The 26,148-nt window shown below is 60.9% G+C and carries 18 protein-coding genes; 5 read left to right on the top strand and 13 right to left on the bottom strand.

All coding sequences use genetic code 11. From position 1 onward, the window contains the following. Window positions 1-23 precede the first annotated feature (23 nt). Window positions 24-2,168 carry a catalase gene (locus U0025_RS21305; protein ID WP_004209575.1) on the bottom strand — a complete coding sequence of 715 codons (2,145 nt, stop codon included), beginning with the start codon at window positions 2,166-2,168 and terminating at the stop codon, window positions 24-26. A gap of 239 nt (window positions 2,169-2,407) precedes the next feature. Between U0025_RS21305 and U0025_RS21300 the strand changes: the two genes are divergently transcribed. Continuing rightward, window positions 2,408-4,237: an ATP-binding protein gene (locus U0025_RS21300; RefSeq protein ID WP_037490771.1), complete on the top strand. Its 1,830-nt coding sequence runs from the start codon at window positions 2,408-2,410 to the stop codon at window positions 4,235-4,237. 160 nt (window positions 4,238-4,397) lie between these two features. Continuing rightward, complete coding sequence (locus U0025_RS21295) at window positions 4,398-5,246, top strand: transglutaminase-like domain-containing protein (RefSeq protein ID WP_004209572.1); 849 nt, start codon at window positions 4,398-4,400, stop codon at window positions 5,244-5,246. Window positions 5,247-5,413: 167 nt separating this feature from the next. On the opposite strand, the gene U0025_RS21290 is transcribed toward U0025_RS21295, so the two are convergent. Genes U0025_RS21290 through U0025_RS21280 form a run of 3 tightly spaced genes read right to left on the bottom strand, consistent with a single transcriptional unit; the run spans window position 5,414 to window position 9,187 of the window. Continuing rightward, entirely contained in the window at window positions 5,414-7,435 is a 2,022-nt protein-coding gene (locus U0025_RS21290; protein ID WP_004209571.1) for a M3 family metallopeptidase, read from the bottom strand. After that, a complete protein-coding gene (locus U0025_RS21285; protein WP_004209570.1) occupies window positions 7,428-8,243 on the bottom strand; it encodes a transglutaminase-like domain-containing protein in 816 nt (271 codons plus the stop codon). The genes U0025_RS21290 and U0025_RS21285 overlap by 8 nt, the downstream gene beginning before the upstream one ends. Then, window positions 8,237-9,187 (bottom strand): transglutaminase family protein, encoded by a 951-nt coding sequence (locus tag U0025_RS21280; RefSeq protein WP_004209569.1) that lies wholly within the window; start codon window positions 9,185-9,187, stop codon window positions 8,237-8,239. The genes U0025_RS21285 and U0025_RS21280 overlap by 7 nt, the downstream gene beginning before the upstream one ends. 32 nt (window positions 9,188-9,219) lie before the next feature. Here U0025_RS21280 and U0025_RS21275 point away from each other — a divergent pair, with 32 nt between their 5' ends. After that, entirely contained in the window at window positions 9,220-9,978 is a 759-nt protein-coding gene (locus U0025_RS21275) for an N-formylglutamate amidohydrolase (RefSeq protein WP_004209568.1), read from the top strand. Window positions 9,979-10,038: 60 nt separating this feature from the next. Here the strand turns inward: U0025_RS21275 and U0025_RS21270 are convergent, their stop codons facing one another. Together U0025_RS21270 and U0025_RS21265 are read right to left on the bottom strand one after the other, a co-directional pair. Beyond that, window positions 10,039-10,332, bottom strand: coding sequence for a hypothetical protein (locus U0025_RS21270; RefSeq protein WP_004209567.1), 294 nt, complete (start codon window positions 10,330-10,332; stop codon window positions 10,039-10,041). Window positions 10,333-10,616: 284 nt separating this feature from the next. Next, on the bottom strand, window positions 10,617-11,171 hold the full coding sequence (locus tag U0025_RS21265; RefSeq protein ID WP_004209566.1) for an outer membrane protein: 555 nt from the start codon (window positions 11,169-11,171) through the stop codon (window positions 10,617-10,619). Window positions 11,172-11,636: 465 nt separating this feature from the next. On the opposite strand from U0025_RS21265, the gene U0025_RS21260 reads away from it, so the two are divergent. Continuing rightward, window positions 11,637-13,337, top strand: coding sequence for a GGDEF domain-containing protein (locus tag U0025_RS21260; RefSeq protein ID WP_037491889.1), 1,701 nt, complete (start codon window positions 11,637-11,639; stop codon window positions 13,335-13,337). 76 nt (window positions 13,338-13,413) lie between these two features. Here U0025_RS21260 and U0025_RS21255 read toward each other — a convergent pair whose 3' ends face one another. Next, complete coding sequence (locus U0025_RS21255) at window positions 13,414-13,575, bottom strand: hypothetical protein (RefSeq protein ID WP_323156741.1); 162 nt, start codon at window positions 13,573-13,575, stop codon at window positions 13,414-13,416. A 313-nt stretch (window positions 13,576-13,888) separates the two neighbouring features. On the opposite strand from U0025_RS21255, the gene U0025_RS21250 reads away from it, so the two are divergent. Next, window positions 13,889-14,608: a glutathione S-transferase gene (locus tag U0025_RS21250; protein ID WP_037490762.1), complete on the top strand. Its 720-nt coding sequence runs from the start codon at window positions 13,889-13,891 to the stop codon at window positions 14,606-14,608. Between the two features lie 9 nt (window positions 14,609-14,617). Here U0025_RS21250 and U0025_RS21245 read toward each other — a convergent pair whose 3' ends face one another. The 6 genes from U0025_RS21245 to U0025_RS21220 all read right to left on the bottom strand — a co-directional run bounded on the left by U0025_RS21245 (window position 14,618) and on the right by U0025_RS21220 (window position 26,132). After that, window positions 14,618-15,580, bottom strand: coding sequence for a formate/nitrite transporter family protein (locus U0025_RS21245; RefSeq protein ID WP_323156740.1), 963 nt, complete (start codon window positions 15,578-15,580; stop codon window positions 14,618-14,620). Then, window positions 15,516-17,360: an acetyl-CoA hydrolase/transferase C-terminal domain-containing protein gene (locus tag U0025_RS21240; RefSeq protein ID WP_004209560.1), complete on the bottom strand. Its 1,845-nt coding sequence runs from the start codon at window positions 17,358-17,360 to the stop codon at window positions 15,516-15,518. Before U0025_RS21240 ends, U0025_RS21245 begins: the two co-directional genes overlap by 65 nt. Further along, window positions 17,357-19,447 (bottom strand): 3-hydroxyacyl-CoA dehydrogenase NAD-binding domain-containing protein, encoded by a 2,091-nt coding sequence (locus tag U0025_RS21235; RefSeq protein ID WP_004209559.1) that lies wholly within the window; start codon window positions 19,445-19,447, stop codon window positions 17,357-17,359. The genes U0025_RS21240 and U0025_RS21235 overlap by 4 nt, the downstream gene beginning before the upstream one ends. 11 nt (window positions 19,448-19,458) lie before the next feature. After that, window positions 19,459-20,745: an acetyl-CoA C-acetyltransferase gene (locus U0025_RS21230; protein ID WP_004209558.1), complete on the bottom strand. Its 1,287-nt coding sequence runs from the start codon at window positions 20,743-20,745 to the stop codon at window positions 19,459-19,461. Continuing rightward, the gene (locus U0025_RS21225) at window positions 20,742-22,988 is read right to left on the bottom strand and encodes an acyl-CoA dehydrogenase (protein ID WP_004209557.1); all 2,247 of its coding nucleotides are present in this window, start codon (window positions 22,986-22,988) and stop codon (window positions 20,742-20,744) included. Before U0025_RS21225 ends, U0025_RS21230 begins: the two co-directional genes overlap by 4 nt. 183 nt (window positions 22,989-23,171) lie before the next feature. Continuing rightward, window positions 23,172-26,132: a PAS domain-containing protein gene (locus U0025_RS21220; protein WP_004209556.1), complete on the bottom strand. Its 2,961-nt coding sequence runs from the start codon at window positions 26,130-26,132 to the stop codon at window positions 23,172-23,174. Window positions 26,133-26,148 lie beyond the last annotated feature (16 nt).

Raw genomic sequence — 26,148 nt, 5'->3', positions numbered from 1 at the left:
GCATGCGGACTTAGCAGCTGATCTCAGGCGAGATCGCGGATTTTCGGCTCTCGCGCCCAGTGCCGCTTGGGGCCCTTGTCCAGCAGCATCTCGTTTGGAATGACGCCGTCGTCCTTTTCCACCCCCGCCTTGTCGAGGATGATCTGCGTGCCGGGGCAATGGGCGATGGTCTTGCAATGGCCATAGGCGTCCATGAACCATTGGACCGCAGCGCCTTGCTTCGACAATATTTCCGCGCTTTGCGGCATCAGCACGGAGGCAATCGCATCGAACAGCACGGAGGGCGAGCCATCGAGCTTGCCGTCCGCTTCGAGCGTTCCGCCCTTGACCTTGAGGGGACCAATTTTGGGCGCAACCAGAAAGACGCTGCCGCCTGCTTTCTCCACGCCCGTCTTGAGCTTCTCCACCATCGCCTTGTCGGAGCCTTCGGCAAACAGAATTCCGACCTTGCGGCCGGCGAAGCCATCCTTGGCATTCTTCTGGATAGAAAGAGCGTCGGAGATGGGCATCTCCACAAGGTCTCGGGCTGCTGGCGCCTTTTCAGGCAGAGCGATCGACAGCCCGTCGGCGACTCGTTGCGCCAGATCCTCGTCAATGTTGCGCAGACGCGAGAGAACCCGAAGCCGCACATGAGGCATCACCACCTTCGACAACTCGAAGACAATGGCCGATGCGATGTGCGCCTGTTCATTCTCGGTCTGCGACAGATAGAACATCCGCGCCTGACTATAATGATCGGCAAATGTTTCGGCACGTATCCGCATCTTGTCAGTGGGATCGTTGCGTTCTCCATTATCGCTAAAGGATGTGAAGCCGGTTTCGGGCGCAACGCGTGGACCACTATCCTCGCCAGCCTCGTTCAGGCTGTTCGGCTCGTAATTGGCGCGCCCCTTGGGGACCAGCGTCTGCATCAACCCGTCGCGCTGCATATTGTGGAAGGGGCATTTGGGCGCATTGATCGGGATCTGATGGAAGTTGGTCGTTCCCAAACGCGACTTTTGCGTATCGAGATAAGAGAAAAGCCGCCCCTGCAGCAGGGGGTCATTCGTGAAGTCGATGCCTGGAATGACGTTGCTGGGCAGGAAGGCCACCTGCTCTGTCTCGGCAAAGAAATTGTCGACATTGCGATTGAGCGTGAGGCGCCCGATGATCTCGACAGGAATATCCTCTTCCGGGATCAGCTTGGTTGCATCCAGCACATCATAGGGCTGTTCTGCCGCCCAAGCCTCATCGAAAATCTGCACGCCCAGGTCCCAGGCGGGATAATCACCGCTGGCAATGGCTTCGTACAGATCGCGGCGATGAAAATCGGGGTCGGCGCCTGCCGTCTTGACAGCCTCGTCCCAGACCTGGGACGCAACGCCCAGAACCGGTTTCCAGTGGAACTTCACGAACTTGCCGTCGCCGTCTTGGTTGATGAAGCGGAAGCTGTGGACGCCAAATCCTTCCATCATCCGCAGCGAGCGAGGAATGGCCCGATCGGACATGGCCCACATGATCATGTGCATGCTCTCGGGCATGAGCGATACAAAATCCCAGAAGGTGTCATGGGCGCTCGCAGCCTGGGGATAGCCCCGATCCGCTTCCATTTTCACCGAATGGATCAGGTCAGGAAATTTCATCGCATCCTGAATGAAGAATACCGGGATGTTGTTGCCGACCAGGTCCCAGTTGCCGGCTTCCGTGTAGAATTTCACAGCAAAGCCGCGCACATCGCGCGGTGTATCAACGGAACCCGCGCCACCGGCCACAGTGGAGAAACGAACGAACACAGGGCAGCTCGCACCCTTCTTCTGGAAAATGCTCGCTTTGGTCACATCGGGAATGGCCTTGGTGCACTCGAAAATCCCATGGGCGCCAGAGCCGCGTGCATGGACGATCCGTTCAGGGATGCGTTCATGGTCAAAATGGAAGATTTTCTCGCGCAGTACGAAATCTTCCAGCAGCGTGGGACCGCGGGCGCCGGCCTTCAGACTATTCTGATTGTCTGCGATCCGATGCCCGAAATTGTCTGTCAGGGCATCACCGGAGCGCTCATCCTGCAACCTCTGCTGCGTCTCTCCGCCTTCTCCGACCATCGTCTCATAATCGGGACTTCCAGCTCCGGGCTGGTGATCGGCAAGACCATTTTCCAGAGCAGCATCACTTTTGGGACCCGAAACGGCCATATCAATTCTCCCTGACGCGCATGATAGGCTGCGATTGTCGCAGCAGACAGACCTCTAACCGGAAGCGGGAGGCTGGGTTCCGGCGGGAGGCGAGAAGATGTCCAGGACCAATCTGGATCAATATGAATCTTAGATAGCGACCGCGCGGCACTGGGGCGCGTGATGTCTGCGGCCAGAACTCACCGGAACTTTTCGTGCATATGCCTCTTTTGGCGTGAAGCGCGGCCGATGATGGCGGCATGGGAGCGATGATGACTGTCACATATCGTGGGCCGCAGATATTGCCGCGTGGGTCGCAAGTTCAGGGCCCGGCCAGGGAACCGTCCGATATCGAGTTGCTTCACGCGATCAGCGTTACGCTCATCGCCGAGAATGATCGGTTCGAACTCTATGGCAAGATCGTGGAGGCCGCTGTTGCCATCACCGGCTCCCAGTTCGGGACGATGCAACTCCTTTGCCCCGCCGATGACCCTTCGGGACATGGGGGGCAACTCCAGTTGCTGGCGCACAGAGGCTTGCGGGCAGAAGCGGTCGGGTTCTGGCAGTGGGTCAGTCCAGCAGCCTACAGCAGTTGCACGCTAGCCCTGAAAATGGGTCAGCGCGCCATTGTTCCTGATTTCGAGAAATGGGCCGATATCGCCGGGACTGCCGACCTCGATGCGTTTCGCGCCGCGGGCATCCGCTCGGCTCAGACCACGCCGCTTCTCTCGCGCACCGGCCGCTTGCTCGGCATGATCTCCACCCATTGGGATCGTCCGCATCATCCTTCCGAGCGGGACCTGCGTCTGCTCGATATCCTCGCCCGGCAGGCCGCAGACCTTCTGGAGCGGACCATTGCGGAAGAACAGCTGCGCCTGCTCAATGACACGCTGGAGGCGCGTGTCGAGGAGCGTTCGCGCGAACTGTCCTCGGCTCAGGATCAGCTTCGCCAACTTCAGAAGATGGAAGCGATCGGGCAACTGACAGGCGGCGTTGCGCATGATTTCAACAATCTTCTCACCATCATCCGTGGGTCCGCCGACCTTCTCGCGACCCGCGAGCTGCCGCGCGAGAAGCAGAAGAAATATATTGATGCCATCTCGGAGACCGCGGACCGTGCGGCGAAGCTGACGAGCCAGCTTCTCGCTTTTGCGCGCCGCCAGGCCCTTCGACCAGAGACGTTCAATGCCGCGCGCAAGGTTGAAGCCGTTGCGGATATGCTTCGAACGGTCGTGGGTTCGCGCATTGCCCTTGTTGTCGACCCGATCTGCACCTCCTGTTTTGTCGAAGTCGATGCGAGCCAGTTCGAAACCGCGCTGATCAACATGGCGGTGAACGCGCGCGACGCGATGAACGGAGAGGGACGGATTACCCTGTCGGTGGAAGCGGCCGGATCAATCCCGGCCCGCGGCGGCCTCGCGGCTGCCAGGGGCGATTTCGTCAGGATTTCCGTGACGGATGAGGGTTTGGGCATGAGCGAAGGGCAGATAGAACATATATTCGAGCCATTCTTCACGACCAAGGAGGTGGGCAAGGGTACGGGTTTGGGACTGAGCCAGGTCTATGGCTTTATCAAACAGTCCGGTGGCGAGATCGACGTTGCAAGTCGGTTGGGTATCGGGACGACGTTCAGCCTCTATCTGCCGCGGGCTGCCGCGCCACATTCCCTGGAGGATGTCACGCCGTCAGGACGTTGCGCCATCCAGCATGCGAATATTCTGATCGTCGAGGATAATGAGCCGGTCGGAGACTTCGCTTCGCAGCTCCTCGAGGATCTTGGTTACAAGACGTGGCGTGCGGCCAATGCTCCTGAGGCGATCGCGGTGCTTGAGCGTTCGCACGCCAATATCGATATCGTTTTTTCAGATGTCGTCATGCCCGGGATCGATGGTCTGGAGCTTGGGCGTCAGATCCGGGCGCGCTGGCCGGAAATCCCCGTGGTGCTCACCAGTGGCTATAGCCATGTCCTGGCTGATGATAGCCGCCATGGCTTTCCACTTCTGCACAAACCCTATTCGGTGAATGAACTGTCCCGACTGTTGGGAGAGATATGCATCGGCGAAGAACGAAAGCATCAGGCGGTAATATAGCCCTACGCGGATACCAATTATTGCAAATATAATTGAATAGATCATCTTTTGATCAAATAATGAAGGTTTAACATTTGTCGGATGATTTCTGGGCAAAGAAACCATCGAATGACCTGTAGATTTTCATGTCTAGATCGCGCCTCGAATTGGAAAGGCAGTTATGCTCATTCGTGCTGGCTATGAACTGGTCCTGGAAACCGGTGCTCCTACGCCGTTAATTTCCCTCCTCACGATCCGACCGTCTAGGTTTCCCGATCTTCGCAGCCCCCACAGGATCAGGACAGGCGCGCCGATCCCGACCCATGATTACCGTGACAGCTTTGGCAATATCTGCACACGCATGACCCTGCCGGCAGGGCGCACTACCCTGTCATGTGACTTCACCATTGCCGATAGCGGCCTGCACGATCGCCAAAGTCCATCGGCAGTCCAGCATGAAGTTCGGGATTTGCCCTCGGACGTCCTTATCTATCTCATGGGAAGCCGTTATTGCGAGACCGATCTCCTCTGCCAGAAAGCCTGGTATCATTTCGGCCATATCGCGCCCGGGTGGCAGCGTGTGCAGTCCATTGTCGATTTCGTGCACCAGCATCTGACCTACGGATATCAATATGCGCGATGCACCAGGACCGCTTGGGAGGCATATAATGAGCGGGTTGGCGTATGCCGGGACTTTGCCCATCTTGCAGTGGCCCTATGCCGGTGCATGAACATTCCGGCACGATATTGCAGCGGATATCTTGGCGATATCGGCGTCGATCCGGTTGATGTCCCAATGGATTTCCACGCCTGGTTCGAAGTGTACCTGGGTGGTGAGTGGCACAGTTTCGATGCGCGGCATCATGTCCCTCGCATAGGGCGCATCCTGATGGCGTGCGGACGCGACGCAGCCGATACCGCTTTGACCACGGCGTTCGGTCCGATGCGACTGGCCTCGTTCAAGGTTCATACTGATGAGGTGATCCAGATCGGACAGCATGTCGACACCCCGCTGACCATCGCCGCCTGACAAGGCCCCTCGATGGGTCTGCTACCCTTGCATGAGGACATGCAGCCCGCTTCTCTCCGCTATGCGATCACCATTAAGGCCATGTGCAGCGCGGCGGATGGCTCGAGGCGTGATTGGCCTCAACCCGTGGTTCATTCTCGGCAAAACGGATCGCGCGCCAGGGGCGTTCAAGCGTCGAGAAGATGCCTTGCTCGCATCAAGGCCGTTCCGTCGGGCGCGCGTCCCAGGAAGGCCTGAAAGGACGCCATGGGATCGCGGCTATTTCCTGCGGCGAGTATCTCTTCGCGGAACCGCGATGCGAGACCGGGGTCGAAAATATCACCTGTCGCGACAAAAGCCTCAAATGCGTCGGCATCCAGTGCTTCGGACCAGGCATAGCTATAATAGGCAGCCGAATAGCCGCCATCAAAGATATGCGTGAAATAGGGAAAGCGATGGCGCAACCCGACCGCGCGGGGCATTGCGAGCGCATCAAGCTGCGCCTCGACAAATGCGCGAGGATCGATCTGAGCGTCCGGATTCTGGTGGATGGCAAGGTCCACCAATGCGCAACCGATCAATTCCACGGTGGCAAAGCCCTGACCATAAGCCTCCGCCTCGCGAATGGCGCTGATCAGATCTTCAGGCATCCCAAGATCGGCGAGCACCTGCGGGCTGACAATCCAGTTCTCCATGAACTTGCTCGGAAATTCCACGAAGTCGCGGGCAACCGCAGTTCCGGACTGGCTGGGGTAGGTGACTCGTGAAAGAAGCCCATGCAATGCATGGCCAAATTCATGAAACAAGGTGCGCGCCTCATCAATCGAAAGGCGGGTCGCACCCCGGTCGGGTGGCGGAGCAGCGGCAAAATTGGCGACCAGATAGACGATCGGGCGCACGTCGCCATCCATCGCTTCTTGCACCCGCAGGCTTCCCATCCAAGCGCCACCATGTTTTTCCGGGCGGGCCAGATAGTCGGTGAAGAGCAGACCCACAGTGCTCCCGTTGCTCTCCTTCACTTCCCAGGCCCAGACGTCCGGATGATAGCCTTCTATGTCCGCACGCCTGTAGAAGCTCAGGCCATAAAGTCGGCCGGCTGTGTCGAATGCTGCCTGCCGCACCGCATCGAGCCGCAAATGCTCCGCAGCTGCCGCAGTATCGAGTGCGTAACGGGTGCGTCGTACCTGTTCCGCGTAAAAGCGCCAGTCCCAGGGCGCGAGGCGGAAATCGCCGCCCTCCGCATCGATCAATGCCTGCAGTTCAGCAGCTTCCTGCGTTGCGCGCCGTTTGCCCGGCGCCCACAGCTGGCGCATCAGCGCGCTCGCTGCTGCCGGATCATGCGCCATGCTGTCGGCCAGCGCATAATGCGCATGGTCGGCATAGCCCAGCAGGACCGCCCTTTCCCTGCGCAACGCGAGCATTTCGGCGATGATGGGCCAATTATCATGTTGGTCGCCGTCGCAGCGTGCGGTGAAGGCCCGCCATAGGGCCTCGCGCAAGTCGCGCCTCTTCGAAAAGGTCAGAAATGCCTCCAGGTCGGTGCGATCGAGCGTTATGTGATAACGGTCCTGCAACCCCTTTGCTGTTGCTCGCGCCGCAGCCGCCTCGCATATTGCGCTGGGCAGTCCCTCAAGCTCATTCTGCTCCAGATCGAGCACCCAGGCATTTGTTGCGGCAAGCACATTCTGCCCGAATTGAACTGCTAGGGCAGACAGGCGAGCCTCGATGGCGGCAAAGCGGTACTTGCCAGCCCTCGTCAATGCTGCGCCGCCTCTAAGGAAGCTTGCATGGCTATCCTCCACGAGGCGGACCTGTTCCGGGGTGAGGCCGCTCTCGTGCCGTGAAGCATGGACTGCGAAGACGCGCGCTGCCAATTGGGCATTATGGCTTATGGCGACGGCATGCGCGCTAAGTCGCGCCGAAATCTCAGCTTCCGCCTCGCGGATGGCCAGCGTGCCCTTCGCCGAGGACAGGGCCCAGAACAACCGCCGGACGCGCGCGAGCGGCTCGCCCGACCGTTCCAGTGCGGCAATCGTATTCTCGAAGGTCGCGGGCGCGACCTGCTCGCAAATCGCATCAAGTTCAGCCTTGTGCCAGGCGATGCTGGTCGTGACCGCGCGAAGGAACTGGTCATCACCTATCCGCGCAAAAGGTGGCGCGCCAAGCGGGCCAGGCCAGGGTTGGAGAAGCGGGTCGCTTTGCTCAGTCAAGGGCGGTTACTTCCTGGGTGTGCACCTGAAATCGCACCAGATTTGCCGGGCCAAAAGCCGTCGTCAAGGCTACGTCGGTGGCATCGCGCCCGCGTGCCATCAGGATCCGGCCGATGCGCGGGCGGTTATGGCGCGCATCATGGGTATACCAGGCGCCGTCGATATAGACATCGAACCATGCACTGAAATCCATCGGAGCATCTACCGGAGGCACGCCGATGTCGCCGAGGTAACCGGTGCAATAGCGAGCGGGAATATTCATGCAGCGGCACAAGGTTATGGCGAGATGGGCGAAGTCACGGCACACGCCCTTTCGCTCCTGATAGCCATTCCAGGCGGTCTTGTCGGCGCGCGCATGCTGATAGCCAAATTCAATATGATGATGCACGAAGCCCACGATCGCCTCCACCCTTTCCCGCGCGCTGGCCAGATGACCAAATTGAGCCCATGCCACGTCCATCAGACGGTCGGTTTCGCAATAGCGGCTGCCCAGAAGAAAGGGCATGACGGCATCTGGAAGCTCTTCCACCGGCATCTGAGGACCACTGGGCGAGCGCTGGTCGGGATCTCCGCTATCCTCGATCACAAAGTCGCATGACAAGCGCACATTGCCCGGTGGGATGGTGAGCCGGGTGGCGACATTGCCGAACCCGTCCTCGAATTGATAAAGCGGAATGTCGGGCGCCGCTATCAGCCGCTGCGGCGTTCGCAGATCCTGATGGCGCGATGGATGCAGGCTGAGCATGGCCATCATCGCCGTCCGGTTCTCGGTCGAGAATTCGATATCATAGCCGCACCGGATCAGCATGTCGGGTTCGTTTCCTGATTGCCGGCAAGCCGGCTGTTGATGGCGCCATGGCCGGAGAGGGAGAATGGTTCTGGATCGGCACGACTGACGTTGACGCTCACATCCATCCCCAGAAAGCTTGCAGGCAGGCCGAACCAGGTGCCCGACAACGGTAGCGCCTGATACGGGTCGCGTGCGATCGCCACGCGGATCAAGCCGCGATTGCCGATGATCCCATTTGTCGGATCGAATTCCACCCAGCCAGATCCGGGCAGGAAGATACGGACCCAGGCGTGGGTGTTGCCGCCACCGACCAGCCCTTCGGTGCGCGATGGATTATAGACATAGCCCGACACGAAGCGGGCGGCGAAGCCCAGCGCCCTGACAGCCTCAATCATCAGCACGGCGAAGTCACGGCAGGTCCCCTGCCGCTTGCGCAACGTCTCCATAGGAGATTGGGTGCCCTTTTCATGTCGTGGCACATAGGTGAAGTCACGCTGGATGCCTGTCGCGATCCGCGTCAGGAGATCGATGGTCGCTGTATCACCATGATTGCTGACGAAACCTCTGGCCCAATTGTCGACGATCCGCTCGGGATCGAGATGGTTTCGTTCGATCGACCGCAACAGATCGGGCATGTCTTCCGATGAATAGGTGAAGGGGAAAAGCCGGGCATAGGGTTCGACGTCGACCTGCTGCTGCGTCAAGGGCGCATGCTCGAGCGTAACCGCGCTCGCGACTTTCAGCTGCGACGTGCGTTTGTCGAACAGAGCAATGGCCACGGAATTTCCGAACACATCATGCAGCCAGCGCAATTCACAAGGTTGGGGATCGATATCGAGCCGCGCGCGGAGCAGTCGCTGGTCGAAGGCCTCACGCGGCCGCATCATGATGCGATGTTCGCCCAGCGACACCGATTGCTGATAGCGATAAGTCGTCACATGTTCGATTGTGAGCAACGGCATGAAAGGAAGTTCCCAATGGGCAGGGAGAAACCATGAATCTACTGGTGCCAGCCGATCCTGCGCCCTTCACCGTCATCAACGCGAACGGCTCCTCCCCGTTCCTCCTGACCGGAGATCATGCAGGGCTGGCAATTCCTTCGGCCCTGGGTGATCTTGGCGTAGGCCCGGCCGATTGGTCTCGGCATATCGCAATCGACATAGGCGTGAGAGATATGGGCCTGGAATTGGCGCGTCTCCTCGATGCCCCTTTCATCTTCCAGAATTATTCGCGATTGGTCATCGACTGTAATCGCGATCCCGCGCGCGACGACGCGATACCTGCGTCGTCCGATGGGACCGATATCGGTGGCAATCAGGGTTTGACCGAAATCGACAGGCTGGCGCGTGTCACCTCCATCCATGCTCCATATCATTCCGGCATTTCAGAAATGATCTCAGCTCGGCTGGCAGCGGGGCAGGAGACAATCCTGCTCGCGCTCCATAGTTTCACCCCGATACTGGACGAGATGAGGCGCCCCTGGTCGGTGGGCGTCCTGCACGCCGCCGGCCGGATCGATTTTGCGATTTGCCTGCTGGACGCGCTACGCCGGTTGCCGATCAAGGTGGGCGACAATGCTCCCTATGCCATGGATGAAACCGATTACAGCATGCCCTTCCACGCCCTTTCAAATGACCTTCGCTACGCTGAAATCGAGGTCAGGCAGGACCTTATTTCCCAAGGCGAGGGGCAATCCTTCTGGGCGGCGCGACTGCGCGATGCGATGGAAGAGGCCTGGCAGCGGCTCACATAGAATATGCTGACACCATGGTGAGCGCATCGCCTCGCGCTGTTCAAGAAAAGTCATAGGCCATCAGGCGTTGACGGCGACCAGAAGACACTGTTCCTGACCCAAAGCCGCTTCGTCCGACATTGTTACGATGCCCCGCCACCACTCGATGCCCGGACTACGGAACATGGCAAGGCTACCCGTTCTGGGGCGCGCATTCCAGTGGACGCCGTCAAACGCAAAACGCCAATAGGAATCGCAGTTGAGCGGTAGATGCCAGAATGCAGGCTCTTCGCTCGCGCTGTCTGCGTGCAGGATACGAAGCTCGCTCGGCACATCCCGACGGCTGCCATCGGGGAAGCGAACTTCGATCGTCATGCACGAGCCTCCAAAATCCTGCAAAGAGCGCAGTAGCCCACTCAAAACGCCTTGATATTCAACGGGTTCATGGTGCGGGAAGAAAATCTCCAGATCATGTGAATGAGCCCGGCACATTCTGGCTGAATGGGTGAACGGGCCCGCTGTAGTTGCCCGCTCTACCCCATGGCAGCGCCCATCTTCCACTCAAGGCGCATGCGGCCCAGAAGCGGCTGCGCGATCAGCCTGTGCGTCCCGGGGGAAGGCCATGTCTTATTCCTTCCCATGGAACTGTGTGGTAATTTTCAGAAGTGGAAAATGACGCCAGCCATGGGACGGAAACTGTCCCAATCATAGGTGTCGACCTGCACGCGCAGGCGCACGCCGCTGCTGCCAGTGACCCCGCCGAGGCCGATCTCCTTTGGCCCCACTTCGACACCCGCACCGTACATCCAGTCCTTCTCGTCGGGCCAGCCGCCTTTGCCATTGACCCACTGATAGCCGGCCGAGGCGTAGATCAAACCGCTCTCGCCTGCGCGGGCGCCTACACGGCCCTTCACGCCATATTCCCAGTCGATGTCGCTAAAGCCCTTCGAGGCGTTCCCTTCCACCCCGACGAACACCGGCCCGAGTGGCACATTCACGCCCGCGATGCCGCTGATCAGGGCGCCGTTCATGATCGTCTCGCCCGGAACGCTGCCGAACTCGGTCCCGCGGTCGAAAGTGTGATAACCGCCGAGAATGCCGACATAGGGTTCAATACCGAAGGCTTTGCTGCCATCGGGTGCGGTGTCGTCCTGAGCCATGGCAGCAGTCGGCAGTGCCAGGCAGCCCAGCAATGGGAGAATGATCTTCTTCATGATGTACGTCCCTGTTTGATTATTTCCACGAGGCTCAAACTAAAGGGCATGCACCGGGGTTGCCGCGTGCGAAAACAATAATGCTTATGTTGCAATTTTGACACTATCAGGGCGCGTTCGCCAATGTCTATTGAGGCAGAAGACATGGATGGAGCAGCATTCGAAATATTTATTTCGATATCGTCATGGATTTAGCGGCGGGATTTTCATGAAGCCGTCCGCCGCAACATGATGGCCTTTCTTTTTAACTTGGATTAAATTTCTTGTTTTGTGATTGTGAGATGTTTTTCCGCCTCCGTCAGTCCATGGTGAGCGTTGACGCGAGCCGGGCGGATCGCTGCCCGCAAGTGAGCCAGTGGCCATGCGCCCAGTATATTCACGCATTTTCATGCTAGAGGGGCCGCGATGAATGCGCGGATCCTGACCAGGGGACTATCCCGACATAGGCTTGCGATTAGCTGCGCCATGTTCTCGATCGCACTGTTGATCCTGGGCGGGGCTCAGCCTGCGCGCGCTGAATTGCTACGCATTGGCGATCCTCTATGTCATGCAGTGAGCCGATCGATCGCCCCTGACGACACGCGCCCCTCCCATTTTGTCTGCAATGGTGATCCTGATGGCTATCAGAAGGGCACATTGTGGCTCCATGCCGCCTTGCCCCAGGGCTCGCGCGATCATGAGGATCTGTCGCTGATCATCCACAGCTCTCGATTTGATCGGCTGGTCGTGCGCTTCATCTATCGTGACGGTGCCGTCGAGCAGCAACATGTCCGGAGCGGCAATTTCGGGACCTATTGGAGAGCTGGCGGCCAACTCGCGTTCCGCGCGCCCTATCGCGACGTTCCTGTCGTGGCCTTCACCTTGAGATTTGACAGAGTGGCGAGCGCGCATCTCCTTCGGATGAGGCTTGTCGAGCGTGGTGAAGAAGCCACCCAGACAACTGGCCTGGCTACCTTGACCGGTGCTGCGCTCGTTCTGCTGATTGTGGGCGCGATTTATAACGCCTCACTGGCTCTTGCCGTCCGTCAGCAACATGCCGGCTGGCAGGCCGCATGGGCATGCTGCATGGTCATATGGGGGGCGTGCTGGTCGCAACTTCATCTGTTCTTCTTTCCCTCGATGGCGGGCGCGGTATCGGCCCAAATCTGCACTGGTCTCTCCTGTCTCGCCATCACGCTCGCCACTTTGAGCGCCGTCACTGCTCTTGAAAAACAGCATCTCGATGCGGGGTTGAGGCGCACCGCCCTGGGCCTCACCGCAAGCGTGTGCGCATTGGGCATCCCGCTTTCGCTGATGCGTTCGGGGCCGTTCGACATGCTCGGCAATCTGCTGGGGTTGCTGGTCCTGGCCAATCTGGCGGCGGTCGCATCCTGTATCGGCCAGGCATGGCGACGGGGAAGCAGCGCGGCGCGGCGCCTGGGTGGGGCCTGGGCACTGCCAATGATCGTCCTTGCTTCGACCAGCTTCTTCGATGCGGACGCGATGTTCTGGGGCGGTGGATCGCAAATTCTGGTCCTGTTCGCAGCGGCCTGGCAAACATTGTGGCTCTCCGCTGCCGCTTCGCGTGCTCATGCCCGGTTGCGGACGGAACGAGACGTCGCCCGTCTCGCAGAGGCTAAGGCCCATGAGCTTGCCCGCCGTGACGTTCTGACAGGGTTGCCAAACCGACGGGGTTTCATGGAAAGAACCTGCAGGATGCTCGAAGGCTTGCCTGTATCAGGCGGGCTGGTTGCCCTGCTCCTGATCGACGTCGATTGGTTCAAGTCGATCAACGATGTCTATGGTCATGAGGCTGGCGATCACGTTCTGGCAGCAATTGGCCGCTGCATCGCACAGCATGAGAATTCCTCCTGTGCCGTATGTCGTCTGGGCGGGGAGGAGTTTGCGATGATGGTCACAGGAGCTGAAGTTGGGAACATCGAGCAATTTGCACAAACCCTGCGCGGAACCTTGGCCGATCTGAGCCATGGCGACATCATCGGCAATCGCATGGTGACGGTGAGTATCGGTGTGACGGCCTCGGCATCCCGCGTTGACTTTGGCACGCTCTACCGGCTGGCAGATGAAGCGCTTTACGACGCAAAGCGTGGGGGGCGCGATCAGATCGCAATCCGCCTGGATGAGTGGGCGGGCGCTCGCCGAAATGACAGACCGCTTTTCGCCTGACGGGGTTGCAGCGGGTTGAGGTGTCCCGGCCCGGCAACGCCTCGCCTTTGGCGCGCGCCGGGCTGGCGACCATATCTCAGAGCAGAGGCCGGTCCGGCTCGAAGTTCCACAGTCGAGGCCGGTTAGAAGCATCGTGCTGCTCACGTGCGCCGCCACCGGCACGGCGCCGCATTTCTGCAAAAATTATCTGGTCGTCACTGGTATGGCGCTCGCTTTGGATGAGAAGAAAGGCTTCCATCAGGTCCCCCTCATCCCATTGCCGAACCGAACCTATTTCATTCGACATGCGTCCCAAGCTCCCTGCGCAATTGCACTATCATTGGCGGAGAAGACCTTCTTTGAGGCTATGCCCCCCATCGAAGCTTCGGTCTCATCGCCTGGCTGGCCCCCGAAACTGCTGCTGGAAACTGCTGATAGCTCATATTGGAGAACGCGAACTCCGCCACTGTGTTCCTGTGCACCATTCCAGCCCGGAGGTTGCCAGCAAGATTTTCATGGCAACCAATATGCCCAGGAAAGCCTTCTGGCACAGGCACGGATGTAAAGGAGGGATGAGGGTGGAGAGGGATTTCGAGCTCTATTATTGGCCATTGCCATTCCGCGGACAGTTCATCCGGGCCGCGCTTGCCTTTGCGGGCAAGAGCTGGAACGAACATGATGAAGGTGAGATCGCCGCGCTGATGAAAATGGCTTCGGAGGATCAGCCGGTGCCCTTCATGGGACCACCCCTCCTGATTGATAATGACACCGGATTTGCCCTGTCGCAGATGCCAGCAATCATGGTCTATCTGGCAGAACGTCTTGCCCTTGTGCATGGCGGTGCCCGCGACCGCGCCTTGACGGTCAAGCTCGTCAACGACGCGAATGATATCATTGACGAACTTACGCTGGATGGCGGCCGGCAGATGTGGACGGAGGATCGATGGGCCAGCTTTATTCCTCGGCTGGTGAAATGGATGCGCATCTGGGAGGCTGTCGGCACAAGCAACGGCCTTGAAGCTGGAAAGGGGTTCATGCTCGGCACCGCAAAACCGGATCTGGCCGATATCGTGACCGTGACATTATGGGGCACCATGGCCAGCCGCTTCGGCGCGATCGCTGCCATGCTCGCCCAACATGCGCCGGCAACGATGGGTCTGGTCCAGCGTCTGCGCGCTCATCCTGCCCTGGCGAGGCTCGAGGCAAGAAGCGTGAAGCGCTATGGCGAGGCCTATTGCGGCGGGGAAATCGAGAAGTCTCTTCGCGCAGTTCTGCCTGCCGGCGACGGTTGAAACCGAACGCTATCCCCCTTCGGTAAGGTCGCTTCGCATCTGCCCATGGGCCAGGACCGCGAACAGGCCGCTACCACCGATGATGTTGCCAATGAGTGCAGGCAGAGAGAAGCCGAACCAGGCCTGCTGGAAACTGACCTCGCCGCTCAACCAGAGGAAGCTGATCTGGGAAGAACCGGTGACGACATGCGAAAAGCCGCCAAGACCGATGACATAGGTCAGGAGGAAGATTACCCAGAATTCGCTGCCCTTGGCATTGGGCAAGGCCCACGCAATCGCGGCCATGATGAAGCCAGCCGGAATGCCCAGCATCAGGGTTTTCGACCAGTCCTGCCATTCGAGCTTGGCGAGAATATCGAGCGCCACGATGCGCTGTTCATGCGTGATGATGATCTCACCGGCCATCAGCGCGCTTACGAGCGTCACGCCGACAAGATTCCCAGCCAGCACGCAGGCCCACAGGCGCGCGAGCCTGCCCAGATTGCTAAGGCTCGGACGGGTCGCGACGGGCAGAACCGCAGTGACCGTGCTTTCGGTAAAGAGCTGAAGCCGTCCCATAATCACGATCAGATATCCGACCGGATAGCCCAGCAGGTAGATGAGGGGCGCCCATTCTGTGTCGGGCAGCCTTGCCCGCAGGAACAGTTCGGACATGAGCGACAGGGTGATCGCGAGGCCGGCGGCCAGGCCGGAAAGCATGAGCGCAAGGATCGGGCGATCCAGCTCCTCCTCGCCCTGGAGCCGCACGACCTCATGGACGACCTTTGCCGAACCCGTGCTGCGCTCCTCGACATGGGCGGCCTCTTCTGCGTCAAGATCGGGGTGCGGGCTATCCTTGCCGTCCTTCATCTGCTCCATTCCCCTGTCTGTCGAAACGACGCCTGGCCCGGTCGCCTCTTTCCTGTCCTTACTGTCCGGCACTGCGCAAGGCTCCCAGGATGAGCGCGCGATAGCTATGCTCCCTGACGCCATGGGGCGCATCCAGCCCCATGCGCTCGAGCGCGGCCGATTCCGCTTCGTCGGGCTGACCACCGCGCAGGCCGCGGGCAATCAGGGCGGCCAGTTGGGCGGGCCTAGTCGCATGGTCTGCCAGATATTGCATCACCGGCAGGAGCCGCTGCTCGATCTGCGTAAAGTCCGTGCCGAACGGGAAGGACGGAAATGTCTCCTTGGGCATGGCCGCGCTGATCCGCTCGGGGAGATTATCCCTGTACGCTTCGGGAATGTCCCAGTCGGGCGCTATCTTGCCCGCGGACCGGGCCTTTTCCACAAGTTCGCCTTGAAAGCGGCTGTCGGCGATGGCGATCAGGCGCTGGATGACCTGCTCATCGCTTTGGCCGCGCAGGTCCGCCACGCCATATTCGGTCACGACCATATCGCGCAAATGGCGCGGGATGGTTTCATGGCCATAGCTCCAGACGATATTGGACTGGGTCTCGCCCTTGTGACGCCGGGTGGCAGGCAGGGTGATGATCGAACGCGCGCCGTCGAGTTCGAGTGCCTGCGCGACGAAATTATACTGGCCGCCTACGCCGCTGACGACCTGGCCATCTTCAAGCCCGTCCGAGATCGTGGCGCCCAGCAGCGTGATCATCATGGCGCTGTTGACGAAGCGGGCCTTTTGCCGGGCCTTTCGCTTGGCCGCTTCGTTGCCGAACAGCGCATTGATATAGCTGATCTCGCGCATATGGATGCGATCGCGCAGATCCTCATCCATGTCCCGCAACGCGGCATAGAAGCTGCGCGGGCCAACGAAAAAGCCGCCATGTACGATCGCGCCATCGACTTCACGCTTGACGATGCCGGCCCTTATGAGATCGAGGAAACAGTCGACCAGCATCTCGGTCGGCGCATATAGGCCTTCCTCAAACGGGCCCATTTCCCATGGCTTGGGAGCGCCCAGCCGGTCGAGCGTTGCGCGATAGGAATCGGGCCGTTCCTGCCGGAGGACCAGGCTGTGGGCGATCGCGTCGCCGATCGCGCCGATGCCGATCTGAAGCGAGCCACCATCGGCTATCAGCGCGGCCACATGGGCGCCGATGGCGTGCTGGGCAGGGCTTACGGGTTGGCGTGGCGGCCCGAAGAGGGGAAAGCGTGTCTGCGCGCTGTCGAGAATGATTGCGAATCGATCGGACGGGATTTCGGCCGGACCGCGCATGAAGGGCAATTCGTCATTGACCTGACCGATCAGGGCAAAATCGGCCCGGCCCCGATCGCGCTCGGCAAGCAGGTCGAGGGTCATGTCGCTATTGCAGCTCAGGCTATAGCTGTTTCCCCGTCGCGCCACGATCTGCGCAACGACATTGACGCCCTGGTCGATCAGATAGCGCATCGCATGGGTATAGTTGGCTGCAATATAGTGGCGCTGTGCATCTCCATTGCCGAGCCGGCTGCCGGCCTGGAAGAAAAATTCATTCACCTCGATATTCGCCGGCATCTCGCCCGCACGCTGCGCCTGCGCATAAGCAAAGCGCGGATATCCGCCCATTGTCCGCTCGAACACGGGCTCGAGGAAACGACGCTCGAGGTCCGTGCCAAGCGAGGGCTGCTCGAGGGTGAGCGCCGTGAAGATACGCAGCCTGATGGCGCGATCAGCGCTGGCACGGGCGAAGAGGGCATTGACGATATGAGGCGCCTTGCCCAGGCCCAATGGCAGGCCAAGGACGATATGCCCGTCAGTGCGAGCGATGATGCGGTCGGCGACCTCCTCTGCCGAGCGAAGTTCGAGAAGACCGGTCCCGCCGGTCCTCATTGCAGCATGTCCCAGCCCGGATCGGGCCGGAACCGCTCGCCATGGGCTTCGCGCAGCCCTTCCAGCACGGCTTTGACTTCGCCAATCCCGCGTGCGTGGGCATAATGGAGCGGTCCGCCGCGGAAGGGCGCAAATCCGGTGCCGAAGATCATGGCAGCGTCGATGATATCTGGATCGTCGGTCACCTGCTCGCGCAGGGTCGCGGCCGCCATGTTGAGCATCGGCATGATGAGGCGGTCCGCCATCTCCGGCGGGGGCTGCGGGGCGCTGTTCTTGACCGCATGGCCGTCCTTCCAGGCATATATGCCTTTCCCGGCTTTCCGGCCCAACTGACCCGCCGAGACCTTGTCTGCCAACCATTGCGGCGTGGCAGGCATGGGCCAGTCCAGTTCTCGCTTGAGCATGGCGGCAACTGCAAGGCCGATATCGAGGCCGACCTGATCTGCAAGTTCCAGCGGGCCCATGGGCATGCCGAAATCCATTGCCGCCCTGTCGATCGTCTCGGGCGCGATGCCCTCGTCCATCATCGTCATCGCCTCGACCAGATAGGGGGTAAGGATCCGGTTGACGATGAAGCCGGGGGCGCTACGGGCCGGGGCCGGCAGCTTGCCGATGATGCCGATAAAGGCTCTTGCACCTGCCTCGACCTGCGGATCGACCCCGTCATGGCTGATGACCTCGACCAGATCGAGCCGCGACACAGGATTGAAGAAATGGATGCCGATCAGCCGCTCGGGATGGCGTAACCCCTCGCGCAATTGCTCAAGCGGAATGGAAGAGGTGTTGGTCGCCAGGATTGCGCCGTCCTTCATACGTGGCTCGGCGCTCGCATAGAGGGTCCGCTTGAGATCAACCTTTTCCGGGGCTGCCTCGATCAGAATGTCGGCCTTGGCGATGCCCGCACCATCCGGGTCGGGGATCAACCGATCCAGCGCATCGCGAACCTTGAGCCGATCTCCATGGGCGAGCTTTTCGTACAGTTTCGCGGCTCGGCCAAGAGCAGCGCCAATCGGCTCGGGCTTCACATCGGAAATGCTGGTGCGAAGGCCGCGCCAGGCGCACCAGGCCGCGATGTCGCCGCCCATCGCGCCCGCGCCGATGACATGGACATGGGCGATCGTCTTCGTTTCCGGCCCAGCCAGTCCCTTGAGCTTCTGGCGCAGGAAGAAGGCGCGTATGAGATTTTGCGCGCTATCGCTCATCATGAGATGCGCGAAGAAAGCGACCTCCGCCTGTTTCATCGCCTCCCGGTCGCCACCATGAGTTTCCCACAGGTCGATGAGCGCATGGGGCGCGGGATAATGGGCCAAGGGTGCCTTGGCCTCAGCCTGGCTGCGCATCTGCCGCGCCGCCAGATGGCGGACTGGCGCGGCGTCTTTCAATCGATCCAGCAATGCCTGCCGACCCTGGTCCATCTCTCCTGCAACTGCGGCCATGACGGCAGCGTGGACGTGGCGTTCAGGGACGACCGCATCGACCAGCCCCATGTCTTTCGCGCGCTTGGTATCGATCGACTTGCCGGTCAGCATCAGTTCCATCGCCGCGATCGGATCGCATAAATGGGTAAAGCGCGCTGTGCCGCCGAGACCTGGATGCAGGCCAAGCTGTATTTCGGGGAAGCCGAGCCTTGTCCCTTCGATGGCGATGCGCTGATGGCACGCCAGCGCGACCTCAAGGCCGCCACCCATGGCATAGCCGTGGATGACCGCAATGGTCGGAAAGGTCAGCGCTTCGAGCCGATCGACGATCGCATGTGCGGCGGCGATCCGGTCCCGCACCATCGCCTCGTCGCGCATGTCACGAAACTCGCTGATATCCGCGCCGGCAAGAAAACCCTGTTTCTTGCCTGATCGAATGACCAGCGCCTTGGGCGCGCGGTCGGCGATCATGCCGAGTATATGGCCAAGCTCTTCAAGCACGGCATGGGACAGCAGATTGGTATCCGTTCCCTGCTGATCGAGGATAGCCCAGCCAATGTCTTGGGCGTCGCGCGTGAAGCTCCAGTGATGCAAGGCATCAGGGCGATGGGGCGCGGGACCGGTCTCCAGATCGCGATCGGCAAGAAAGGACCAGACAGGATCGTTCATCATGGCCTCCTTCACAGCCGTTCGATCAACATGGCGCCGCCCTGGCCGCCGCCAATACATTCGGTGGCGATGCCGCGCCTCAGCCCGAGCCGCTCCATCGCCTGCACCAGATGCAGTGCGATCCGCGTGCCACTCGTGCCCACGGGGTGCCCAAGGGAAATCGCGCCGCCATCGACATTGAGGCGCGAGGGATCGATGCGCCCGGCCGCCCCCTCAAGGCCCAATATGGTGCGACAGAATGCTTCGTCCTCCCATGCCGCAAGACATGCCAGCACCTGTGCAGCGAAGGCTTCATTCAATTCCCACAGGTCGATGTCCGCCAATCCATGACCGTTGCGCTTGAGGAGTGCCGTCGAGGCGAGCACCGGACCCAGGCCCATGATGGCTGGATCAAGCGCCGACCACTGGCTGTCGACGATCCGCGCACGGGGCATAAGGCCATGGCGCTCGACCGCCTCTTGCGAGGCGAGGATGGTCCAGCAGGAGCCGTCGCTGATCTGCGAACTATTGCCCGCAGTGACCTTCCCATAAGGGCGCTCGAAAACCGGCTTCAGCGTCGCGAGCTTTTCTGTGCTGCTGTCGGGCCGCACCCCATCATCCTGGGAATATACGGTTCCATCCCTGGCAAAAGCAGGAAGAAGTTCCCCCTCCAGCCATCCCTCCGACTGCGCCCTGGCAAGACGCTTGTGGCTTTCGACGGCATAAGCGTCCGCCTCCGCCCTCGATATGGAGAAGAGGTGCGCCAATATTTCGGCGGTCTGGCCCATGCCAAGATCGGTGATGGGATCAGTGAGGCCGCGTTCCAGTCCGATGATGGGCTTGAGGAAGTCGGGACGAAATCCGCTGGCCGCTTTCAGCGAGGCCAAGGGGCTGGTCTTGTCGCCCTGCATCGCGGCGAACCATTGGACGGCATCCTGGCGAAACACGAGCGGGGCGTGACTGAGCGCTTCGGCACCGCCGGCCAGGATGAGGTCGCTGCCGCCATCGGCGATATAGCGGTAGGCGGTGTCCATCGACTGCATGCCCGAACCGCAATTGATCTGAACGGTAAAGGCGGTCGTCTGCGTCCCGCAGCCCAGACGCAGGGCAGCGACGCGCGCCGGATTGGCTTCATCGGCGATGACGTTGACGCACCCCAATATGACCTGATCGAAATCCGCGGGGGCAAATTTCTGCCTTAGCAGGAGGGGGCGCCCACATTGTACCGCCAGGTCAACAGGCGTGAACGGGCCGGGGCCGCCGCGCGCTTTGAGAAACGGTGTGCGGGCGCCATCGACAATATAGACCGGCCGGCTCATTCGGCGGCCTGTGCCAGGTCCGATGCAGCGGGATTGCGCCGCAGCTCCTCGGGTGCAAAATCATCCACGGCGATGACGTCCGCGACCGCGCGATCGGCCTCTTCAAGCTGCGCCAGTTCTGCGCTCGACAGCAGGCCGCGCTCGCGCGCCTTGGCCCAATCCTTGATCCGCGCCTTGCGCAGCCGGTCATGGATCGGCTGGGTGTCGACCATCAGGCGAAAGGCTTCGGTCAGGCGGGCGACGGGTTCTTCCGGGCCGCCGATGAACACATTGTCGATCAGCCGTTCGCGCGCTGGGCAGGGTTCCAGGATGATCTGCGCGCACTGACGGATGGTCCGGTCGGTCGGGCCATGGCGACGGCGGCCAAAGGGGAGGATGAACAGGCGCAGCATCCAGCCCACGGGCCGCGCGGGGAAATTCTCGATGATCTCGACGAACCTTTGTTCGATCGTCGCGAAGCCGCTGTCCATGCACCAGGCGAGCAGGGGAAGGTCATCATCCTGTCGCCCTTCATCCTCCCACCGCTTGAGGGCGCCGGAAAGAAGATAGAGTTCGGACAGTATGTCGCCCAGCCGGGCAGAGAGGAGTTCCCGCCGCTTGAGCTCACCGCCTAGCGTCAGGAAGGCAATGTCGGATATGAACGCAAAGGCCGCCGCATAGCGGCTCATCTGGCGATAATAGCGGGTCGCGCGCCCGGCCTTGGGCGCCGGCGCAAACAGGCCGCCGGTCCAGTTGCGCGCGAAAGCGCGGATCGCGGTCTTGAGCGCGTGGCCGACATGCTTCCACAGCACATCGTCGAACTGCGCCAGCGCCCGCCCGCGATTGGCATCTGCGACCGCGCGGATCTCCTTGAGCAGATAGGGGTGGGAGCGGATCGCGCCCTGGCCGAATACCATCAGGCTGCGGGTGAGGATATTGGCGCCCTCGACCGTGATGCCGACCGGGATCGCGCGATACTGGTTACCCAGATAATTATTGGGCCCGTCGATCACGCCCTTGCCGCCATGCACGTCCATCGCGTCGTTGATGACGGTCCGCATGCGCTCGGTCGCGTGCAGCTTGAGGATCGAGGAAATGACGGCGGGGTGGTTGCCCTGATCGAGCCCCGCGCAGGTCAGGCGGCGGGCGCCATCGAGCAGATAGGCATTGGCCGCGATCCGCGCCAGCCGCTCCTGTATCCCTTCGAACTTGCCGATCGGCAGGTTGAACTGGGAGCGGACCCGCGCATAGGCACCGGTCGTATGGGCAGCGAAGGCGCCGGCGGCGGCAGACAGGGAGGGCAGGGAAATGCCGCGGCCGGCCGCCAGCGCGCTCATCAACATTTTCCATCCCTGGCCGACGCGATCCGGGCCGCCGATGATGTTGTCGAGCGGGATGAACACGTCATGGCCCTCATTGGGGCCGTTCTGGAAACTCTGCATCGAGGGGATATGCCGGCGCCCGATCGACACGCCGGGCAGGTCGGTAGGCACCAGCGCGACCGTGATCCCGATCTCCTCCTGCCCGCCCAGCAGATGGTCGGGATCGCGCAGCTTGAAGGCGAGGCCCAGCAAGGTCGCGACCGGACCCAGGGTGATATAGCGCTTGCGCCAGTTGAGGCGGATGCCCACCACCTCCTCGCCGTCCCACTGACCCTTGCAGACGACCCCTTCGTCGATCATCGCCGCCGCATCGGAGCCGGCTTCCGGGCTGGTCAGGCCAAAGGCAGGAATTTCGCGACCATCCGCCAGCCGCGGCAGCCAGTGGTGCTGTTGTTCCTTGGTTCCAAAGCGCAGGATGAGTTCGCCCGGCCCCAGGCTGTTGGGGACCATCGCGGTGACGGCCGCGGACACGGATCGGGTCGCGATCTTGCGGACAATCTCGCTATGGGCGAAATTGGAAAAACCAAGGCCGCCATGTTCCTCGGGAATGATGATGCCGAAGAATTTTTCCTGCTTGAGAAAGTCCCAGGCTTCCTGCGACAGGTCGTGCGTTTCCCAAGTCATGCGCCAGTCGTCGATCATGCCGCACAGCTGTTCGAGAGGGCCATTCATGAAGGCCTGCTCCGCGTCGGTGAGCCTGGCGGGCGGCACGGCAAGGAGCTGATCCCAATCCGGATTGCCGGTAAACAGGGCCGCGTCCCACCAGCTGTTGCCAGCCTCGATCGCTTCGCTCTCCGTAGCGGAAAGGGCGGGCAGGGCTGCCTCGACGAGGGAGAAGATCGGGCGGGTCAGGATTTCACGGCGGGCGTTGGCAAGCATCATCTCTGTCCTTTTTGCTTGCCCCATGAACGCGGAAGACCCCGTACATGATCCGTCGCGGCCTGAAGCCTTGCCTGAAACTCAGCCGCAAAATCTTGTCAGGCCGACCGCCGGTCGTACCGCAAGATTGACGATCTCTTGATATTGGAGGCGGCGCAGTGCTCGGTCGATTGCCGCCTCGCGGGATCAGGGCAGCATATCGCCAATCCGCTTTGCCAATGCGTCCATCGCGAACGGCTTGGTGACGAGCGCCATATTGGGCGCGAGCTGGCCATTGCCGATGACGGCATTTTCAGCATAGCCGGTAATGAACAGGACCTTGAGCTCCGGCAGGAGGCTGAGTGCGGCATCGGCAACCTGTCGACCGTTCATCCCGCCGGGCAAGCCCACATCCGTGATCAGCAGGTCGATTGCCACGCCATTTTGCAACAGCCGCATGGCGCCTGGGCCGTCCATCGCTTCCTGCACATCATAGCCCAGTTCCTGCGCTATCTCGACAACGAGGAGCCGAACCGTGGGCTCATCATCGACCACCAGGATCGTACCGCGTCGTGATTCATTGCTGGCCGCCTGCTCACTCAGCGATGGAATGACTGACGCGTCCTCGCTTTCCTCGTCTTCCATGAAGTGGCGGGGCAGATAGAGGCACATGGTCGTACCCGTCCCGACCTCGCTATAGATCCGCACATGGCCGCCGGACTGACGTGCGAATCCATAGATCATCGATAGGCCAAGGCCAGTGCCTTCGCCCAGCGGCTTGGTCGTGAAAAAGGGATCGAAGGCGCGGGAAATCACCTCTGGCGTCATGCCCGTGCCGGTGTCTGTCACGCAGATCGAGACATATTGGCCCGGTTCCAGATCGCGCTCGCGCGCTGCTGCGTCGTCCAGCCATTTGTTTGCGGTCTCGATCGTGATGCGCCCGCCATCTGGCATCGCATCGCGCGCGTTGATGCAGAGGTTGAGCAGCGCATTTTCAAGCTGATTGGGATCGACCAGGGTGGTCCAGATGCCGGCCTTGCCCACGGTCTCAACCTCGATCTGCGGCCCAACCGTGCGCCGGATGAGTTCTTCCAGATCGAATATCAGCCGATTGGAATTGACCGGTTTGGGATCGAGCGTCTGCCTGCGGGAGAAGGCGAGCAGGCGGTGGGTGAGCGCAGCGGCGCGGCGCACGGCGCCCTGGGCTGCGACAGAATATTTGTCGATCTCGCCGACCCGGCCCTGCGCTATGCGTATCTGCATCATTTCCAGGGCGCCGGAAATACCCGTCAGCAGATTGTTGAAATCATGGGCAAGGCCACCAGTCAGCTGGCCGACCGCTTCCATCTTCTGCGACTGGCGCAGGGCGTCCTCAGCCCTGTCGCGCTCGGCCGTCTTGGTCTCGACCTCCTCGATGAGCCTGCGACGATCCTCCTCAAGCTGGCGCTCGACAGCCTTGCGAGCTGACATGTCCTGCATCGCGCCGACCATACGCAGCGGCTCGCCGGCAGGCGTACGCAGAACATAGCCGCGATCAAGCACATCGGCATAGCTGCCGTCGCCGCGTGCGAAGCGATATTCGTCAGTCCAGTCAGTCCCCTTACCATCGATCACCGCGTGGATGCTGTCATTGATCCGCTGCCGGTCATCCGGGTGGATATGGTCCAGCCACCACTCGCCGGTCGGTTCGACATCTTCGAGCCTGTGCCCATAGGCATGCTCAAGGGCGATGTTCCAGGTCACATGATCGTCGCTGAAGTTCCAGTCCCATACCGCATCATTGGTAGCCCGTCCGGCAAGACGCAGCCGCTCCTCGACCTCCCGCAAACTGGCCTGCGCCTGGCGATCGGCCGTGACGTCCTGCACGGTACCGATAAGGCGAATCGGGGCCTGGCCCTCGAACATCGCCAGGCCCTGAGCATGGATATGTCGTTCGACCCCATCCTCGATCCCGACGGTCCGATACTCGGTGTCGAAAATGCCGCTGCCGGCCGGATCGAGCGCGGCGCGCACCGCTGCGTCGGCCCCTTCGCGATCCTCGGGATGCAGGCCCGCCAGAAAGGCGGTTTCATAGCTGACGGGGGCACCGGGATGCAGGCCAAAAAGGGCACGACAGCGATCGTCCCATTCAAGCTGTCCGGTTTGCGGCCAATAGTCGAACTGACCAAGGCGGGCCGCGCGTGTCGCGAGTTCCAGCTTTTCCCGGCTTGTGGCCAGAGCTTCGCGCGAAAGATGCGAGGCCGTTACATCGGTGGCCGTGCCGAACCACTCAAGGATATTGCCGTCATCGTCGAGGATGGGGACGGCGCGGGACGCTGTCCAGCCGATGGTGCCATCAGCCTGACGTACGCGATGCTCCAGCATGAAGGGGGACCTGGCTTCGATGGCGCGGGCGATCGCGTCCATCACGATGGAATGGTCATCCGTTGGAACATAGAGTTCAAGCCAGCGAACAGATGGTGCTTGCGTGTCGACGAGGAAACCACGTCCGTCGAGGTGGCGCATTTCCTGCCAGTCGGCGCTCATCTGATAGATTGCGTCCGAGGTCGCGCTTACCAATGCGCTGAAACGCGCTTCGCTTTTCTCCAGCCTTGCCCGTTTTTCCTCGATCCTGCGGGCGTCCGTAAACTTCTGCGTCACATCCACCGCGATATCGAGCACGCCGATGATATCGCCTGCGTCGTCGCGCAACGGACTGTAGCAGAAGGTCCACCATGTATCCTCGGCATCACCATTGCGGGTCATGACGAGGTGCATGTCCTCGACCGAAACCGTCTCGCCGCCAAGGGCTCTATCGATCAGGGGCGAGAGCTCGGACCAGATCTCGGGCCAGACATCGCACATCGATTGGCCAAGTGCTGCGGGGTGACGAGCTCCCAAAAAGGGCGCATAGGCATCATTGTAGAGGAATATCTGCGCCTCCCCCCACATGATGAACATCGGAAAATCCGAGGCGAGCGCGAGCTCGACCGTGGTCCGCAGCGAAATTGGCCAGCCGGCCTTGGCTCCCAGTGCCGTTTTCTCCCACGGGAAAGAGGCTATCCGTGTTCTGAGCGAATCCGCGTGCGTGGGCGCCGGAGAAAAAATGGAGGCCATGACTTGGGGATAGACGGACTTCGCCATCCTGTCACCGCGCACGACGGCGTTCTTTCCATCCACTTGGCGCATTTAACCTGATATTGCC

Source organism: Sphingobium yanoikuyae (genome assembly GCF_034424525.1).
Lineage (GTDB): Bacteria > Pseudomonadota > Alphaproteobacteria > Sphingomonadales > Sphingomonadaceae > Sphingobium > Sphingobium yanoikuyae.
The sequence above is the reverse complement of the archived record's forward strand: the minus strand, read 5'-3'. Positions and strand labels throughout refer to the sequence as shown.

Coding starts and splice junctions, on each gene's coding strand:
- U0025_RS21305 (WP_004209575.1), bottom strand. CDS start 2,168: ATGGCCGTTTCGGGTCCCAAAAGTGATGCTGCTCTGGAAAATGGTCTT.
- U0025_RS21300 (WP_037490771.1), top strand. CDS start 2,408: ATGGGAGCGATGATGACTGTCACATATCGTGGGCCGCAGATATTGCCG.
- U0025_RS21295 (WP_004209572.1), top strand. CDS start 4,398: ATGCTCATTCGTGCTGGCTATGAACTGGTCCTGGAAACCGGTGCTCCT.
- U0025_RS21285 (WP_004209570.1), bottom strand. CDS start 8,243: ATGCTGATCCGGTGCGGCTATGATATCGAATTCTCGACCGAGAACCGG.
- U0025_RS21280 (WP_004209569.1), bottom strand. CDS start 9,187: ATGCCGTTGCTCACAATCGAACATGTGACGACTTATCGCTATCAGCAA.
- U0025_RS21275 (WP_004209568.1), top strand. CDS start 9,220: ATGAATCTACTGGTGCCAGCCGATCCTGCGCCCTTCACCGTCATCAAC.
- U0025_RS21270 (WP_004209567.1), bottom strand. CDS start 10,332: ATGACGATCGAAGTTCGCTTCCCCGATGGCAGCCGTCGGGATGTGCCG.
- U0025_RS21265 (WP_004209566.1), bottom strand. CDS start 11,171: ATGAAGAAGATCATTCTCCCATTGCTGGGCTGCCTGGCACTGCCGACT.
- U0025_RS21260 (WP_037491889.1), top strand. CDS start 11,637: ATGTTCTCGATCGCACTGTTGATCCTGGGCGGGGCTCAGCCTGCGCGC.
- U0025_RS21255 (WP_323156741.1), bottom strand. CDS start 13,575: ATGGAAGCCTTTCTTCTCATCCAAAGCGAGCGCCATACCAGTGACGAC.
- U0025_RS21250 (WP_037490762.1), top strand. CDS start 13,889: ATGAGGGTGGAGAGGGATTTCGAGCTCTATTATTGGCCATTGCCATTC.
- U0025_RS21245 (WP_323156740.1), bottom strand. CDS start 15,580: ATGGCGTCAGGGAGCATAGCTATCGCGCGCTCATCCTGGGAGCCTTGC.
- U0025_RS21240 (WP_004209560.1), bottom strand. CDS start 17,360: ATGAGGACCGGCGGGACCGGTCTTCTCGAACTTCGCTCGGCAGAGGAG.
- U0025_RS21235 (WP_004209559.1), bottom strand. CDS start 19,447: ATGAACGATCCTGTCTGGTCCTTTCTTGCCGATCGCGATCTGGAGACC.
- U0025_RS21230 (WP_004209558.1), bottom strand. CDS start 20,745: ATGAGCCGGCCGGTCTATATTGTCGATGGCGCCCGCACACCGTTTCTC.
- U0025_RS21225 (WP_004209557.1), bottom strand. CDS start 22,988: ATGATGCTTGCCAACGCCCGCCGTGAAATCCTGACCCGCCCGATCTTC.
- U0025_RS21220 (WP_004209556.1), bottom strand. CDS start 26,132: ATGCGCCAAGTGGATGGAAAGAACGCCGTCGTGCGCGGTGACAGGATG.